Source organism: Luteimonas composti (genome assembly GCF_042678665.1).
GTDB classification, from domain to species: Bacteria; Pseudomonadota; Gammaproteobacteria; order Xanthomonadales; family Xanthomonadaceae; genus Luteimonas; species Luteimonas composti.
The window spans coordinates 135,189-150,598 of sequence record NZ_JBHTKU010000001.1; the positions used below are offsets into that span (position 1 = coordinate 135,189).

General features: G+C 72.6%; 14 protein-coding genes and 1 tRNA gene. 12 read left to right on the forward strand and 3 right to left on the reverse strand.

The genetic code is table 11. The annotated features are described in order from the left end of the window. Positions 1-43 precede the first annotated feature (43 nt). Both ACFQ2D_RS00630 and ACFQ2D_RS00635 read left to right on the forward strand, forming a co-directional pair. The gene (locus tag ACFQ2D_RS00630; RefSeq protein ID WP_280941673.1) at positions 44-883 is read left to right on the forward strand and encodes a LytR/AlgR family response regulator transcription factor; all 840 of its coding nucleotides are present in this window, start codon (positions 44-46) and stop codon (positions 881-883) included. 242 nt (positions 884-1,125) lie between these two features. Beyond that, positions 1,126-1,680, forward strand: coding sequence for a cytochrome b (locus tag ACFQ2D_RS00635; RefSeq protein ID WP_280941674.1), 555 nt, complete (start codon positions 1,126-1,128; stop codon positions 1,678-1,680). A gap of 69 nt (positions 1,681-1,749) precedes the next feature. On the opposite strand, the gene fdxA is transcribed toward ACFQ2D_RS00635, so the two are convergent. Together fdxA and ACFQ2D_RS00645 are read right to left on the reverse strand one after the other, a co-directional pair. Beyond that, complete coding sequence (gene fdxA / locus ACFQ2D_RS00640; RefSeq protein ID WP_280941675.1) at positions 1,750-2,073, reverse strand: ferredoxin FdxA; 324 nt, start codon at positions 2,071-2,073, stop codon at positions 1,750-1,752. A gap of 216 nt (positions 2,074-2,289) precedes the next feature. Beyond that, positions 2,290-2,365, reverse strand: a tRNA-Glu gene (locus ACFQ2D_RS00645). Positions 2,366-2,515: 150 nt separating this feature from the next. On the opposite strand from ACFQ2D_RS00645, the gene pcnB reads away from it, so the two are divergent. The 5 genes from pcnB (at position 2,516) to pgi (ending at position 7,723) form a co-directional block, all read left to right on the forward strand. Beyond that, on the forward strand, positions 2,516-3,841 hold the full coding sequence (gene pcnB / locus ACFQ2D_RS00650; protein WP_280941676.1) for a polynucleotide adenylyltransferase PcnB: 1,326 nt from the start codon (positions 2,516-2,518) through the stop codon (positions 3,839-3,841). Beyond that, complete coding sequence (folK, locus tag ACFQ2D_RS00655; protein WP_280941677.1) at positions 3,838-4,335, forward strand: 2-amino-4-hydroxy-6-hydroxymethyldihydropteridine diphosphokinase; 498 nt, start codon at positions 3,838-3,840, stop codon at positions 4,333-4,335. Before pcnB ends, folK begins: the two co-directional genes overlap by 4 nt. A gap of 4 nt (positions 4,336-4,339) precedes the next feature. Further along, on the forward strand, positions 4,340-5,149 hold the full coding sequence (gene panB, locus ACFQ2D_RS00660) for a 3-methyl-2-oxobutanoate hydroxymethyltransferase (RefSeq protein ID WP_280941678.1): 810 nt from the start codon (positions 4,340-4,342) through the stop codon (positions 5,147-5,149). 3 nt (positions 5,150-5,152) lie between these two features. Then, entirely contained in the window at positions 5,153-6,004 is an 852-nt protein-coding gene (gene panC / locus ACFQ2D_RS00665; RefSeq protein ID WP_280941679.1) for a pantoate--beta-alanine ligase, read from the forward strand. A gap of 213 nt (positions 6,005-6,217) precedes the next feature. Next, entirely contained in the window at positions 6,218-7,723 is a 1,506-nt protein-coding gene (pgi, locus tag ACFQ2D_RS00670; RefSeq protein WP_280941680.1) for a glucose-6-phosphate isomerase, read from the forward strand. Between the two features lie 22 nt (positions 7,724-7,745). Here the strand turns inward: pgi and queG are convergent, their stop codons facing one another. Further along, a complete protein-coding gene (gene queG, locus ACFQ2D_RS00675; protein WP_280941681.1) occupies positions 7,746-8,858 on the reverse strand; it encodes a tRNA epoxyqueuosine(34) reductase QueG in 1,113 nt (370 codons plus the stop codon). A 23-nt stretch (positions 8,859-8,881) separates the two neighbouring features. Here queG and ACFQ2D_RS00680 point away from each other — a divergent pair, with 23 nt between their 5' ends. From ACFQ2D_RS00680 to ACFQ2D_RS00700, 5 genes are all read left to right on the forward strand, one after another. Continuing rightward, positions 8,882-10,384 carry an NAD(P)H-hydrate dehydratase gene (locus tag ACFQ2D_RS00680; protein ID WP_280941682.1) on the forward strand — a complete coding sequence of 501 codons (1,503 nt, stop codon included), beginning with the start codon at positions 8,882-8,884 and terminating at the stop codon, positions 10,382-10,384. After that, a complete protein-coding gene (gene tsaE, locus ACFQ2D_RS00685; protein ID WP_280941683.1) occupies positions 10,381-10,869 on the forward strand; it encodes a tRNA (adenosine(37)-N6)-threonylcarbamoyltransferase complex ATPase subunit type 1 TsaE in 489 nt (162 codons plus the stop codon). Before ACFQ2D_RS00680 ends, tsaE begins: the two co-directional genes overlap by 4 nt. 75 nt (positions 10,870-10,944) lie before the next feature. Then, positions 10,945-12,474, forward strand: coding sequence for an N-acetylmuramoyl-L-alanine amidase (locus ACFQ2D_RS00690; RefSeq protein ID WP_280941684.1), 1,530 nt, complete (start codon positions 10,945-10,947; stop codon positions 12,472-12,474). Between the two features lie 100 nt (positions 12,475-12,574). Further along, the gene (gene mutL / locus ACFQ2D_RS00695) at positions 12,575-14,416 is read left to right on the forward strand and encodes a DNA mismatch repair endonuclease MutL (protein WP_280941685.1); all 1,842 of its coding nucleotides are present in this window, start codon (positions 12,575-12,577) and stop codon (positions 14,414-14,416) included. Further along, positions 14,416-15,357, forward strand: a complete 942-nt coding sequence (locus ACFQ2D_RS00700; RefSeq protein WP_280941686.1) for a DUF1684 domain-containing protein — start codon at positions 14,416-14,418, stop codon at positions 15,355-15,357. The genes mutL and ACFQ2D_RS00700 overlap by 1 nt, the downstream gene beginning before the upstream one ends. Positions 15,358-15,410 lie beyond the last annotated feature (53 nt).

The following is a 15,410-nucleotide window of genomic DNA, read 5'->3' on the forward strand; positions in this document are numbered from 1 at the left end:
GGGTCGATCCCGTCGCGGCGCCGGAAACGGAGGCACCTTCGCCATGGCGCAGACAGCAAGCGCGGCGCTGATGCCGGCATGGAACGACTGCCGGCGTTCGTTCATCGGCTGGGGCGCCTACATGGGCCTGATCGCGGTCTACTGCGTGCTCCACACCGCCATCGTCGAGGCTGCGCCCGTCGACCTGGCCGATTCGGCCGCCTGGCCCCTGCGCGAATGGGGCATGTGGCTGCTGCTCACGCCGCTGCTGTGGGCGGGTTTCCGCCGCGCGCAGGCCAAGGCCGGGGTCTCGCGGAGCGCGGCATGGCGCCATGGGGCGCTGTGCGCCGCCGCGCTGTGCCTCGCGCTCGCATGCCGGGTCGGGCTGGACGTGCTGGAAGGCGCCCGCGCCGCGTCCAGCCTGGTGCATTTCCTGCCCCGGCACGCCACCGCGCTGGCGCTGGTCGTGCTCGCCTGGCAGCTGGCGGGACGCCGCGAAGACCGGGAACTGGTGCGGACCGCCATCTCTTCGGAACCGGAGCCGGATCCGGCGCCGGCGATGTCGGCCACGCTGCTGGTGTCGCAGGGCCGGCGCGAGCGCCTGGTCCAGCTCTACGAGATCGATGTGGTCAGCGCCGCCGGCAACTACGTCGACATCCGCTGCGGCGACGAGGTCTACCTGCTGCGCTCAACGCTCACGCAGCTGGAGCGGACCCTGCCGCCCGGACAGTTCGTGCGCGTGCATCGCTCGCACCTGGTGAACCTGTCGTCCCTGCAGCACATGACCCGGACGCCCGCAGGCAACGGCTCGGTGGTCGTGCGCGGCGGCCATGTCGTGCCCATGAGCAAGAAGTACCGCTCGGTGCTGAAGGCGTCCTGCGCCATTCCGGCCATCGACGCCTGATCGACGGCCGCGGCCCGTAGCGATCGCGGCGACTGGCGGCCGCGCACGCGTCGGCGTCGACGACTGCGCGGATCGCCGCCCGCGCGCTCGGACGCCTGTCCCGACACCCCGCCTGCCGGACGTTCGTCCCGCCATCCGGACATCCGCGTCAGCGCGATTGAGCCGCCCGCGCCAGCCTGTTCGACTGCCACGGCCGCGGGGCGTGCTGCCCCGCGCCTCCGTTCCCCGATACAGGAGTCGCCGTGGACACCCCGCACGCATTGAGCAAGCCCACCCTGTGGCTGCACTGGCTGGTCGCCGCCCTCGTCCTGCCGCTGCTGGCGGTGGGCATCTACATGGCGCTGGCCGAAGCCTGGGGCCTGTACGACCTGCACAAGTCCCTCGGACTGGTCGCCCTTCCGCTGCTGCTGGCGCGGGCCGCCTGGCGGCTGGGGCAGGGTTGGCCGAAGCCGGTCGGCCGCTACACGGCCATCGAGCAGCGGCTGGCGAAGGCCAGCCACTGGACGCTCCTGCTGGGCGTCCTGGCCATGCCGCTGACCGGCATGCTCTATTCGGGCGCCAGCGGCAACGGCTTCGGCGTGTTCGGGCTGGAGCTGATGCGGTCGCGTCCGCATCCGACCGAACCCCATGCGGTGGTGCCGTACAGCGAGGCGCTGTCGACGCTGGGCGAAACCGCCCACGAGTGGATCGGCTATGCCCTGGTGGTGGTGCTGGCGCTGCACGTGGCCGGGGCCGTCAAGCATCATCTGGTCGACGGCGACGGCACCCTGCGGCGGATGCTGGGTCGGCGGGTCTAGATAACGAGGGGTGCCGGCCGGTGCGGGCTTCGGCGGCGCCGGCGCCGCGCGCGGGCCGCGGCAGGCGGCTCAGCGCTCGAGCAGCTTGAGCTTGTCGGGCTTGCCTTCCCAGTCCTTGGCGTCGGCCGGCGGATCCTTGCGCATCGTGATCACCGGCCACTCCTTCGACAGCTCGGCGTTGAGCGCCGCGTAGTGCTCCTGGCCGGCGGGCACGTCGTCCTCCGGATAGATCGCGTTGATCGGGCACTCGGGTTCGCACAGGGTGCAGTCGATGCACTCGTCCGGGTCGATGACCAGGAAGTTGGGCCCTTCGTGGAAGCAGTCGACCGGGCACACCTCGACGCAGTCGGTGTACTTGCACTTGATGCAGTTCTCGGTGACGACGAAGGGCATGTCGCAAAGATTCCGTGGTGGCGGGCGTGGCAGCACGCGATTTTAGAGCACCCGCGCCGCCAGCGGTGCGAAGCGTTCGCATCCATCCGCCCGGCGCGTGTGCAGCAGGCGGCGACGGCGCGATCGCCGGCGCTTCGGCGCGGCCGCAGGCGGTCGGCGGGCCGGGGTTGGACCCGGAAAGCACAAGGCCCGCTTGCGCGGGCCCTGGGCGGAAGATGGCGCTCCCTACGGGATTCGAACCCGTGTTTTAGCCTTGAGAGGGCCACGTCCTAGGCCTCTAGACGAAGGGAGCAGGGGTGCCGCCGAAGCAGCGCCGGATGGACTTTCCGGCTGCACCGGCGTCCCTGGAAGGCCAAGGTGCCGGTGCAGCTTGCTAGTATAGCAGCGATACACGGCCGTCGAATACACCCATGTCGGCCCCGATCCGGAACCAGCAGGCCCGATGCCGACCAACACCCCCGTGATTCCCGCGCTGAGGATCATTCCGCGCGACCAGCACCCGATTTCGCGTCGAGCGATCAGTCCCAACGCCCTGCGCGTGCTGTACCGCCTGCATGAAGCCGGCCACCGGGCCTGCCTGGTGGGCGGCGCCGTGCGCGACCTGCTCGCCGGGCTCGAACCCAAGGACTTCGACGTCGCCACCGACGCCACGCCCGAGGAGGTGCGCCAGCTGTTCCGCAACTGCCGCCTGATCGGGCGCCGTTTCCGCCTGGCGCACGTGGTGTTCGGCCGCGAGATCATCGAGGTGGCGACCTTCCGCGCCAACATCGACGACGGCAGCGGCGACCGCCAGGTCCACGATGACGGCCGCCTGCTGCGCGACAACGTCTACGGCACCATCGAGGACGATGCGGTGCGCCGCGATTTCACCGCCAACGCGCTGTATTACGACATCGCCGACTTCTCGGTGCGCGACTACGTCGGTGGCTTCGAGGACGTCAGCAACCGGGTGCTGCGCCTGATCGGCGACCCCGCGACGCGCTATCGCGAGGATCCGGTACGCATGCTGCGGGCGATCCGGCTGGCGGCGAAGCTGCGCTTCGAGATCGGTGCCGAAACCGCGGCACCGCTGTCGGCGCTGGGCTCGCTGCTGGCCGAAGCCGCGCCGGCGCGGCTGTTCGAGGAATGCCTGAAGATGTTCCTGTCCGGGCACGCGGTGGCGAGTTTCGAGGGCCTGGAGCGGCACGGCCTGCTGGCGGCGCTGTTTCCCGAGAGCGCGGCGGCGCTGGCGGCCAACCGCAGCGGCGCGCTGCGGCGGATGGTCATCGAGGGCCTGCGCGGTACCGACCAGCGCGTGGCCGCGGACGAGCCGGTCTCGCCCGCATTCCTGTTCGCGGTCCTGCTGTGGCCGGCCTACTGCCGCGCGCTGATGGCGCTCCAGGCGCAGGGCCTGAACACGGTCGAGGCCGAGCGCCGCGCCGCCGATCGCGTGACCTTGCACCAGCTGTCCACCATCGCCCTGCCGCGCAGGTTCTCCCTGCCCATGCAGGAGATCTGGTTGATGCAGTCGCGCTTCTCCCTGCGCCAGCGCAAGCGGGTGGTGCGCACGCTCTCGCATCCGCGCTTCCGCGCCGCGTTCGACTTCCTGGTGCTGCGCCGCGCCGCCTCGCCGGCGCACGAGGAAGACATCGCCTTCTGGCAGGAGGCGCAGGGCAATCCGGACGCCGCCATCGCGCACCACCCGGCGTCCGCGGACGAGGCCGGGACCGAAGGCGGCCCGCGCAAGCGTCGCCGCCGGCGGCGACGCAGCCACGCGGCCGGCGAATGACCCCGGCCGTCGCCTGCATCGGGCTGGGCGGCAACCTCGGCGACGTCGCGCGCACCCTGGGCGATGCCCTGGCGGCGCTGGACGCGCTGCCCGGCTCGCGCCTGCTGCGCGCCTCGCGGTTCTACCGCACGCCGGCCTGGGGCCGGCGGGACCAGCCCGATTTCCTCAACGCCGCCGCGCTGCTGGAAACCTCGCTCGCGCCGCGTGAACTGCTCGCGCAGCTGCTGGCGGTGGAACAACGCTACGGCCGCGAACGCGAGGCCGGCGCGGACGGGCGCTGGGGGCCACGCACGCTCGATCTCGACCTGCTGCTGTACGGCGAGGCGGCCGTCGACGAACCCGGCCTGCGCGTGCCGCATCCGCACCTGCACGAGCGCGCGTTCGCACTCGTGCCGCTGGCCGAGATCGCACCGGACGCTCGGATCCCGGGGCACGGCCGCGTGGGCGATGTGCTCGATCTATTGGATGCGGCGGGCATCGAAGCGATACCCTAGCCGCATGGACACTGCAGACAGGCCGATCACCGTCCCCGGGCTGGCCGAGGCGCGCCAGGCCGGCCGCCGCCTGGCGATGCTGACGGCGTACGACGCCGGTTTCGCGCGCGTATGCGATGCCAATGGCGTCGACCTCATCCTGGTGGGCGATTCGCTCGGCATGGTGGTACAGGGCCACGACTCGACGCTGCCGGTCAGCGTCGAAGACATGGCCTACCACGTGGCGGCGGTGGCTCGCGGCCTGCGTCGCGCGCTGCTGGTGGCCGACCTGCCGTTCCAGGCCGACGCCACGCCGGAGCGCGCGCTCGATGCGGCCACGCGGCTGCTGCAGGCCGGCGCCGGGATGGTCAAGCTCGAGGGCGCGGGCCCGCACAAACTGGCCGCGATCCGCTTCCTGGCCGCGCGCGAGATCCCGGTGTCGGCCCATCTGGGCCTCACTCCGCAGTCGGTGCTGCGCTTCGGCGGCTACAAGGTGCAGGGCCGCGAGGCCGCCGCAGCGGCGCAGCTGCGCGCCGATGCGCTGGCGGTGGCCGAGGCGGGCGCCTCGCTGCTGGTGCTCGAATGCGTGCCGTCGGCGCTGGCCGCCGAGATCACCGCCGCCTCGCCGATTCCCACCATCGGCATCGGCGCGGGGCCGCATTGCGACGGCCAGGTGCTGGTGCTGCACGACATGCTCGGACTGGACACCGGTCACCGGCGTCCGAAGTTCGTCAAGGATTTCCTGGCCGAAGGCGGTTCGGTCGCCGGCGCGGTCCGCGCCTACGTGGCCGCGGTGCGCGGCGGCAGTTTCCCCGGCCCCGAACACGCCTACTGAGCCATGACCGACATCGTCACCGACCTCGCCGTGCTCCGCGGGCACGTCGCGCGCTGGAAGCGCGAAGGCCTGCGCGTGGGCTTCGTGCCCACCATGGGCAACCTGCATGCCGGGCACTTCTCGCTGGTGCGGCTGGCGCGCACGTGGGCCGACCGCGTGGTCGCCAGCGTGTTCGTCAACCCGACCCAGTTCGGGCCGAACGAGGATTTCTCGCGCTACCCGCGCACGCCGGAGCAGGACGCCGCGGGCCTGGGCGAAGCCGGTTGCGACCTGCTGTGGCTGCCGTCGGTGGAGACGATGTATCCCGATGGCCCGGATGCGGCGGTCCGGATGCGCGTGCCCGGCGTCACCGAGCTGCTTGAAGGCGCGCATCGCCCCGGCCATTTCGACGGCGTCGCCACCGTGGTGGCGCGCCTGTTCAACCAGGTGCAGCCCGATGTCGCCGCCTTCGGCAGCAAGGACTACCAGCAGCTTGCGGTGATCCGGCGCATGGTCCGCGACCTGGCCTTCCCGATCGAACTGCTGGCGGGCGAGACCGTGCGCGAGGCCGACGGCCTGGCGATGAGTTCGCGCAACCAGTACCTGGACGCGGCGCAGCGCGCCGCCGCCCCCGAGATCCATCGCACCCTGCTGGCGATGCGTGAGGCGACGCGCGCGGGCGTGTCTCCGGCGCAGGCCGAGGTCGACGCGGCTGCGCGGCTGCAGGGCCACGGCTTCGCGGTGGACTACGCCGCCCTGCGGCGCGAGGACCTGGAACCGGTGGGCGATGCGCCGTCGGGCCGGCTGGTGGCGCTGATCGCCGCGCGCATCGGCAACACCCGCCTGATCGACAACCTCGCCTTCGACGCGGGCTGAGCCGGGGCGCGCGCCGGCTGGGCAGATCGCCCCGGGAACTCTGCGTCGATCTGGTTGCCTTCGCAACGATGCGCGGTGCGCGCATTCGCCGCGACAGCGCGGCATCGGCACGCCGCCGATCGACCCTATACTCCGTGGATGCGCACGCTGCGTCGCGCACGGTTGCGGTTGATCCGCATCGTCCACTTCCAAGGAAACAGGCAGGCTTCGTCCATGTCGGATTTCGCGACCCTCCAGTCCCACGCACAGCGTCTGGACTCCACCTCCATCGCCTCGCTGCTCCACGACGACCCGGCGCGTGCGCAATCGCTGTCGCTGCGGGTCGGTCCGCTCTACGCCAGTTTCGCGCGGCAGCGCTACGACGCGCCGGCGCTCGACGCGCTGTTCGCGCTGGCCGATGCGGCCGACTTTCCCGGCGCGATGCGGCGCCTGCTCGACGGCGGGACGGTCAACGCGACCGAGGGCCGTGCGGCCCTGCACACCGCCCTGCGCGGCGACGCGTCCGACGCGCAGGTCGCGCGCGAATGCGCCGCGCTCGCGGTCCAGGCGCGCACCCGCATGGCCACGCTGATAGACGCGTTGTCGGCCAGCGACGTCACCGACATCGTCAGCGTCGGCATCGGCGGCTCGGACCTCGGGCCGCGCCTGGTGGTCGATGCGCTGGCCCTGCCGGGCGCGCGCTTCCGCGTGCATTTCCTGTCCAACGTCGACGGCAACGCCGCGCAGCGCGTGCTGGCCGGGCTGGATCCGGCGAAGACCGCGGCGATCCTGATCTCCAAGACCTTCAGTACCCAGGAAACCCTGCTTAACGGCCGCATCGTGCGCGACTGGCTGGGCGACGACGCGCGGGTATATGGCGTCAGCGCCAACGTCGAGCGCGCGGCCGCGTTCGGCATCGCGCCCGGGCGCATCCTGCCGATGTGGGACTGGGTGGGCGGGCGCTACTCGCTCTGGTCGGCGGTCGGCTTCCCGATCGCGCTGGCGCTGGGGATGGACCGCTTCGAAGCGCTGCTGGCAGGCGCGGCGGAACTCGATGCGCACGTCGCATCGGCCGCGCCCCGCGCGAACCTCGCCGTGTGGCATGCGCTGACCGCGATTTGGAACCGCAACGCGCTGGGCCTGTCGACCCAGGCGGTGCTGCCTTACGACGAGCGCCTGAAGCTGCTGCCCAACTACCTGCAGCAGCTGGTGATGGAGAGCCTTGGCAAGTCGGCGCGGCTGGACGGCGCGCCGCTGGGCGTCGATACAGTGCCGGTGTGGTGGGGCGGCCCGGGCACCGATACCCAGCACAGTTTCTTCCAGGCGCTGCACCAGGGCACCCAGGTGGTGCCAGCCGATTTCATTGGCGTGGTACGTAGCGAGGACGGCCATGCCGACAACCATCGCGCCCTGCTGGCCAACCTGCTGGCGCAGACCGAGGCGCTGGCCAACGGCCAGGCCAGCGATGATCCGCACCGCGCCTACGCCGGCAGCCGCCCGAGCACGCTGCTCCTGCTGGACGCGCTGACGCCGCAGTCGCTGGGTGCGCTGATCGCGCTGTACGAGCACAGCGTCTACCTGCAGTCGGTGGCCTGGGGCATCAATGCCTTCGACCAGTTCGGCGTGGAGCTGGGCAAGCAGCTCGCCAGCCGGCTGCTGCCGGCGCTGGAAGGCAAGGGCGGGGCGGAGGATCCGGTGACGCGCGCGCTGCTCGCGGAGATCCTGGCGCGCCAGGGTTGAGCGGCTCGCGCGACGCGTCGGTTCAGGCTGTCGCCGGCAGCGCGGGATCCGGCGCGGGTCGATGGCGGGCCAGCGCCCACAGCACGTGCTCGCGCACGACCGGATCGACGCTGTCGCGCCGCGACTCCAGTGCCGCGACCACCGCGGGCGACGACGGCGCATTACCCAGCGCCACGGCGATGTTGCGCAGCCAGCGCGTGTAGCCGCTGCGGCGGATCGCCGAGCCTTCCGTGCGCTGCAGGAACTGCTCCTCGGTCCAGGCGAACAGCTCGGCCAGCGAAGCCTGGTCGAGGCGGTTGCGCGCACGGAAGTCCGGTTCGTCGGTGCGCCGCGCGAACTTGTTCCAGGGGCAGACCAGCTGGCAGTCGTCGCAGCCGAAGATGCGGTTGCCGATCAGCGGACGCAGCGCCTCGTCGATGCTGCCCTCGTGCTCGATGGTCAGGTAGGAGATGCAGCGGCGCGCGTCGAGCCGGTGCGGGGCGAGGATCGCGCCGGTCGGGCAGACCTCGATGCAGCGCACGCAGGTGCCGCAGTGCGCGCTGGCCGGCGGATCGACCGGCAGCGGCAGGTCGACGTAGATCTCGCCGAGGAAGAACCAGGAGCCGCCGTCGCGGTCGATCAGGCAGGTATGTTTGCCGATCCAGCCCATGCCGGCGTTGCGCGCCAGGGCGCGTTCGAGCACCGGCGCCGAATCGACGAACACGCGGTGGCCGAACGGCCCGACTTCGGCCGCCACGCGCCCGGCCAGCCTCTGCAGGCGGTTGCGCATCAGCTTGTGGTAGTCGCGGCCCAGCGCATAGCGCGCGACGTAGGCCCGTTCGCCGTCCTCCAGCGTGCGCCACGCGGCGTCCGCATCCTGCCCGTAGTCAAGGCCCACCGAGATCACGCGCACGGTGCCCGGCACCAGCTCCTGCGGACGCGAACGCTTGTCGCCGTGGCGCGCCATCCAGTCCATGTCGCCATACAGGCCCTGCGCCAGCCAGTCGCGCAGGTGCGCCTCGTCCTCGCCGAGTTCGATGCCGGCGATGCCGCAGCGCTGGAAGCCCGCCTCGCGCGCCAGTGCCTTGATGCGCAGGGCGAGGGCCGCGGGATCGGGGCGCGCGTCGCGCGCGGCGCTGGCGGGGGGCTGGGGCACGGCACCAGTATAGAATCCGCGCGATGGACGCCGACCCCGACCACCGCGGCACGCCGTTGTACGACGTGGCCGCGTTGCGTGCGGTCGAAGCGCGCGCCGCCGGGCGCAGCGGGGATGCCTTCATCCTGATGGCGCGCGCTGGCCAGGCGGCCTGGCGCGAAGTGTTGCGGCACTGGCCGCAGGCGCATCGCATCGCCGTGGTCTGCGGTCCCGGCAACAACGGCGGCGACGGCTACGAGCTGGCGCGCCACGCGTTGCTGGCCGGTCGACAGGTACGGGTGCTGCGCCTGCAGGCGCATGCACCGCGCACGTCGCTGGCGCAGCGCGCCTGCGCCGCCTTCATCGAGGCCGGCGGATGCGTCGAGGACGCCGGGGAGGGGATGCCGCTGGCCGAGAGCGATCTGGTGGTGGATGCCATGTTCGGGATCGGCCTGGCGCGGGCGCCCGATGCGCAGGCGACCGCGCTGATCGGGGCGATCAACGCCGCCGGCCTGCCCGTGCTTTCGCTGGACCTCCCCAGCGGCGTGGACGCCGCCACGGGCGCCGCGCCCGGCGCCGCGGTTCGCGCCACGCGCACGCTGCAGTTCATCGCCGCGCACGCCGGGCTGGCCACGGGCGCGGCCCTGGCCTGCACCGGCGCGCTGTCGCTCGCTCCGCTCGAATGCGCGCATCTGCTTGCCGACGTGCCCATGGCGGCACTGCGGCTGGATGCCGGCGACCTGTCCGGCTGGCTGGCGCCGCGCAGGCGCGACGCACACAAGGGCGACAGCGGTTACGTGCTGTGCGTGGGCGGCGACCTCGGGACGGGGGGTGCGGTGATGCTGGCGGCGGATGCGGCGCTGCGCTGCGGTGCCGGCCTGGTCGGCATCGCCACGCGGCCAGAACACGTGGCGCCCGCGCTGGCGCGCAGGCCGGAAGCGATGGTGCGCGGGATCGACACGCCCGCGCTGCTGGAACCGCAGCTCTCCCGCGCCGGCGTGGTGGCGCTCGGCCCCGGGCTGGGGCAGGCGGAGTGGGGCAGCGCCCTGTACCGGCGCGTGCTGGAGGCGGACCGTCGGGTCCTGCTCGATGCCGATGCGCTGAACCTGCTGGCAGGCGAACCCCGCACCCTGCGGGCCGACACCGTGCTGACCCCGCACCCGGGCGAAGCGGCGCGCCTGCTCGGCATGCGCGTGGCCGAGGTGCAGGGCAACCGGTATGCCGCGGCCCGCCTGCTGGCGGAGAGGCACGGCTGCGTGGTCGTGCTCAAGGGCGCCGGCAGCCTGGTCGCCGCGCCGGGCCGCGTGCCGCGCGTGGTCGCCGCGGGCAACCCGGGCATGGCGGTGGGCGGCATGGGCGACCTGCTCAGCGGTTGCATTGCCGCGCTGTGGGCGCAGGGGCTCGATGCCTTCGAGGCGGCCTGCTGCGGCGCGTTGCTGCATGCGGTCGCCGGCGACACTGCGGCGCGCGACGGCGAGCGCGGCCTGCTGCCGGGAGACCTGCTCGATTCCATGCGGCGCTGGTCCAACGCGGAGGCGGTGTCGTGATTCGCCTCTACCTGGCCGACGAGGCGGCAAGCCAGGGCCTGGCCGCCGCGCTGGCTGCGTCGGCACCCGCGCCGGCCGTGGTCTACCTGCACGGCGACCTGGGCAGCGGCAAGTCGACGCTGGCGCGCGCCTGGCTGCGCGCGCTGGGCGTGACCGGAACCGTCCGCAGCCCCACCTACACCCTCGTCGAACGCTACCCGCTGGCGGCGGGGAGCGAGGCGCTGCACCTGGACCTGTACCGGATCGGCGGCGCCGCCGAACTGGAATACCTGGGCCTGGACGACGCCGGCGCATGCCTGTGGCTGGTGGAATGGCCCGAGCGAGGGGCCGGCGGCCTGCCGCCGGCCGACCTGCACGTGCATCTGGAGGTGGCCGGCAGCGGCCGGTCCGCGCGGCTCGATCCGGCCAGCAGCCGGGGCAGGGCCTGGCTGGATGGACTGTCGCTGCCGGCGGATTTGCGCCCGTTATCTGAACCGGAGCCATAGGAACCGGCGGCAGGTTGCCGTTTTGAAAGGAAAAGTGCGTTGCAAATCCGTATCAACGGTGATTGACTACGGCTCATGCGCACGCGGGGAATCAACGTCCAACAGGTCTTGCTGGCGGCGGCACTGCTGGCGGCGCTGCTCTGGAACCTCGCCCACGCCGCGGAAATCCGCGGTATCGAACTTCAGACCGGGCCCACCGGCACCCGCGCCGAGCTTCGCGTGGACGGCGAAGCCGAGTACCGCCTGATCTCGCTGGCCAATCCCGACCGCCTGGTCGTCGACCTGCCCGCCAGCCGCGCCGCGGGCAAGTTGGCCCTGCCGGCGCCTGCGGGCGTGGTCAAGACCATCCGCAGCGGCCAGCCCGAACCCGGCACCGTGCGCATCGTGTTCGACCTCGCCGAGCCGGTGGCCGCGCTCAAGCCCCGCTACGAGTCGGGACCCGGGGGCACCCGGCTGGTGATCGAGTGGCCGGGCGACGGACAGGACGATCCCATCGCCCGCATCGCCGCGGCCTCCGCCGGTGCCACGGCGCGGCGGACTGCCGCCCAGCCTGCGGCCAACGCCGCCGTACCGGCGGCCCCCGCGGTCGAGCCGCAGCCGCCCGCACCCGATCCTTCCGCCGCGTCCGCCGCCGCGACCTCGCGCCTGGTGGCGGGCCTGGCGACGGCGAAGCAGGCCGCCTCGGCGACCGCCGCGCAACCTGCTCCCGCCCCGGCACCGCCACCGCAGTCTGGCAACACCAGGGGGCAACCGGTGGCGATGCCGACTGCCGCAGCGGCTTCGGTCCAGCCTCCGGCGACGCCGGCAGCGGTGCCTGCGCCCGTCCCCGCGCAGCCGGCCATCGCCAACGGCGGCCGGCCGCTGGTGATCGCCATCGATGCCGGCCACGGCGGGCAGGACCCGGGCGCGATCGGCCCCACCGGCAAGCGCGAGAAGGACATCACCCTGGCCATCGCGCGCGAACTGGCGCGCCAGGTCAACGCCACGCCGGGCCTCCGCGCGCACCTGGTCCGCGACCGCGACGTGTTCATCCCCTTGAACAACCGCGCCCGCATCGCCCGGCAGGCGCGGGCGGACATGTTCATTTCGATCCACGCCGATGCGGCCGAGAACCGCAACGCCAAGGGATCCTCGGTCTACGTGCTGTCGCTGCGCGGCGCCTCGTCGCAGCGCGCGCGCTGGCTGGCCGACAAGGAAAACGCGGCCGACCTGATCGGCGGCGTGCGCGCCCCGAGCAACGACAGCGTGCTTACCAACGTGCTGCTCGACCTCACCCAGAGCGGTCAGATGAAGGCTTCCGAGGACGCGGGCAACCACATCCTCCAGGGCCTCAAGCGCATCGGCAACAACCACAAGCCGCACATCGAGCGCGCCAACTTCGCGGTGCTGCGCACCTCGGACATGCCCGCGATGCTGGTCGAGACCGCCTTCCTCTCAAATCCCGACGAGGAAAAGCGCCTGGTGGATCCGGCGTTCCAGGGCACCGTGGCGCGCGCGATCCTCGATGGCGTGCACACCTACTTCTCCAGCCAGCCGCCGCCGGGCACGCTGTACGCGGCCCGGGCCGCGGCCGGGCAGGTGGCGAGCGCGGGCGGCAGCCCGTAGTCGCTCAAGGGGGCCGGGCCCCGGGACGCCGGCGTCCGCCCACTGCGTTCGAAAGCGGGCGTTCCGCCTCGTCGCGGGCGCGCACCGCTATCATGCGCGGGTGCCCATCCAGCAACTGCCCGACACCCTGATCAACCAGATCGCCGCGGGCGAGGTCGTCGAACGACCCGCATCGGTGGTCAAGGAACTGGTCGAGAACGCGCTCGACGCCGGCGCGACGCGGATCGACCTCGACCTGGAGGAAGGCGGCGTGCGCCTGATCCGCGTGCGCGACGACGGAGGCGGCATGCCGGCCGAGGAACTGCCGCTGGCGGTCTCGCGCCACGCCACCAGCAAGATCGCCAGCCTCGACGACCTCGAAGCGGTGGCCACGCTCGGGTTCCGCGGCGAGGCGCTGCCGTCGATCGCTTCGGTCAGCCGCTTCCGGCTGTCGACGCGACGCGCGGAGGACGCGCATGGCGCCGAGCTCGCGGTCGAAGGCGGGCGTGTGAGCGAGGTGACGCCCAGGCAGCATCCGGCCGGGACCACGGTCGAGGTGCGCGACCTGTTCTACAACGTGCCGGCCCGGCGCAAGTTCCTGCGCGCCGAACGGACCGAGCTAGGCCACATCGAGGAATGGCTGCGTTCGCTGGCGCTTGCGCGCCCGGACGTCGAGCTGCGGGTGTCGCACAACGGCAAGGCATCGCGGCGCTACCGCGCCTTCGATCGTTCCGGCGGCGCCCTGTTCACCGGCGAGCGCCTGCTCGAAACCCTCGGCGAGGAGTTCGCGAAGCACGCGCTGCGCGTCGAGCACGAGGGCGCCGGCCTGCGGCTGCACGGCTGGATCGCGCAGCCGGCGTACTCGCGCGCGAGCGCCGACCAGCAGTACCTCTACGTCAATGGCCGCTCGGTGCGCGACCGCAGCGTCGCGCATGCGGTCAAGCAGGCCTTCGCCGACGTGATGTACCACGGGCGCCAGCCGGCCTACGTGCTGTTCCTCGAACTCGATCCGACCCGGGTCGACGTCAACGTGCATCCGGCCAAGCACGAGGTCCGGTTCCGCGACGCGCGCCTGGTGCACGACTTCGTCTATCGCACCCTGCACGACGCCCTGGCGGGCACGCGCGCGGGCACGGCGGCGCAGGCGGACGGTACGCAGGGCCTGGCGGCGCGCGATGCGGCGGCCGCGCCGTCCTGGCCTGCGGCCACCCCGTCTGCGCGCCCCTCCTGGGGCGGCCTGGCGGCGGCCCAGGTGCCGATGGCGCTGCAGGTGGACGAGGCGCGCGCGGCCTATGCCGCCCTGTACGCACCCGGGCCCGCCACGGCGGAGACGGAAGCGGCGGCGCCTTCCCTGCCGCACGCCGATGCCGCCGCGGGCGTCCCGCCGCTGGGCTATGCGGTGGCGCAGCTGCACGGCATCTACATCCTCAGCGAGGCGGCCGACGGGCTGATCGTGGTGGACATGCATGCCGCGCACGAACGCATCGGCTACGAGCGGCTCAAGGCTGCGCACGACAGCGAGGGCCTGCGCACCCAGCCCCTGCTGGTGCCGCAGGTGGTCGCGGTGTCCGAGCGCGAGGCCGACGTGGCCGAACAGGAATCCGCAACCCTGGCCGAGCTCGGCTTCGAAGTGTCCCGCGCAGGACCGCAGAGCCTGACCCTGCGCAGCGTGCCGGCGCTGCTGGCTGATGGCGATACCGAAGCGCTGCTGCGCGACGTGCTGGCCGACCTGCGCGAACGCGGCGAAAGCCTGCGGGTGCGCAGCGCCCGCGACGAGCTGCTGTCGACCATGGCCTGCCACGGTGCGGTGCGCGCCAACCGGCGCCTGACGGTTCCCGAGATGAACGCGCTGCTGCGGCAGATGGAGGCCACGGAACGCTCGGGACAGTGCAACCATGGGCGCCCGACCTGGGCGCACTTCCGGCTGGGCGAGATCGATCGATGGTTCCTGAGGGGGCGGTGATGCCGAGGATTCCGGGGGGCGCGACGGGGGTCGTGCTGGCGCTGCTGCTGGCCGCGTGCACGGGCGGACCCGGCGACGCTGCGAGTGACGAAGAGGCGGCGCAGTCGCCCGCGGATCCGGCGTTCGTCGCGGACAACGAGGCCTGGCGCGCCGAGCGTCGTGCCGCGCTGCTGGAGCCCGACGGCTGGGCGAGCCTGATCGGGCTGCACTGGATCGAGTTGCCCGCGCATTACGTGGGCAGCGGGGCGACCAACGGCATCCGACTCGCGAAGGGCCCGGAGAAGCTGGGCATGCTGCAGCAGCAGGGCGGACGCGTGTGGCTCGTCCCCGATCCCGGGGCGGCGCTGACCGTCGACGACGCGCCGGCGAAGGAGCGGATCGAGCTGCTGCCGGACGTGAGCGGGACGCCGACCATCGTGGCTTTCGACGAGGGCAAGGGCCAGCTGTCGCTGGTGGATCGCGGCGGGCGCAAGGCGCTGCGGGTGAAGCACGCCGAGGCGGCCAGCCTCACCGGCCTGGGCCCGCTGGAGTACTGGCCCGCGGATCCGGCCTGGCGCGTGCAGGCGCGTTTCGTGGCCCATCCGCAGGGCAAGACCATTCCGATCATGGACATCACCAGCCGCCAGGCGCCGCAGCCCAACCCGGGCGCGATCGAGTTCGAACATGGCGGCGCCGGCTACCGGCTCGAAGCGCTGGAGGGCGAGGACGGCGGCCTGTTCCTGGTCTTCGCCGACCGCACCAGCGGGCACGGGAGCTATGGCGCGGGACGCTACCTCTATACGGCCGCGCCCGATGCCGAAGGTCGCGTGCTGGTCGACTTCAACCGCGCCTACAACCCGCCCTGCGTGTTCACCGACTTCGCCACGTGTCCGCTGCCGCCGCCCGAGAACCGCCTGGACCTGGCGGTCACCGCAGGCGAGAAGAAATACCGCCGGCCGTAGGCCGCCGCCTCCGGGCGCGTGGCAGGTCGCAATGCATCGCCGATGCAGCGCGA

Coding starts and splice junctions, on each gene's coding strand:
- pgi (WP_280941680.1), top strand. CDS start 6,218: ATGTCGGATTTCGCGACCCTCCAGTCCCACGCACAGCGTCTGGACTCC.
- ACFQ2D_RS00680 (WP_280941682.1), top strand. CDS start 8,882: ATGGACGCCGACCCCGACCACCGCGGCACGCCGTTGTACGACGTGGCC.
- ACFQ2D_RS00630 (WP_280941673.1), top strand. CDS start 44: ATGGCGCAGACAGCAAGCGCGGCGCTGATGCCGGCATGGAACGACTGC.
- panB (WP_280941678.1), top strand. CDS start 4,340: ATGGACACTGCAGACAGGCCGATCACCGTCCCCGGGCTGGCCGAGGCG.
- folK (WP_280941677.1), top strand. CDS start 3,838: ATGACCCCGGCCGTCGCCTGCATCGGGCTGGGCGGCAACCTCGGCGAC.
- panC (WP_280941679.1), top strand. CDS start 5,153: ATGACCGACATCGTCACCGACCTCGCCGTGCTCCGCGGGCACGTCGCG.
- pcnB (WP_280941676.1), top strand. CDS start 2,516: ATGCCGACCAACACCCCCGTGATTCCCGCGCTGAGGATCATTCCGCGC.
- ACFQ2D_RS00690 (WP_280941684.1), top strand. CDS start 10,945: ATGCGCACGCGGGGAATCAACGTCCAACAGGTCTTGCTGGCGGCGGCA.
- fdxA (WP_280941675.1), bottom strand. CDS start 2,073: ATGCCCTTCGTCGTCACCGAGAACTGCATCAAGTGCAAGTACACCGAC.
- ACFQ2D_RS00700 (WP_280941686.1), top strand. CDS start 14,416: ATGCCGAGGATTCCGGGGGGCGCGACGGGGGTCGTGCTGGCGCTGCTG.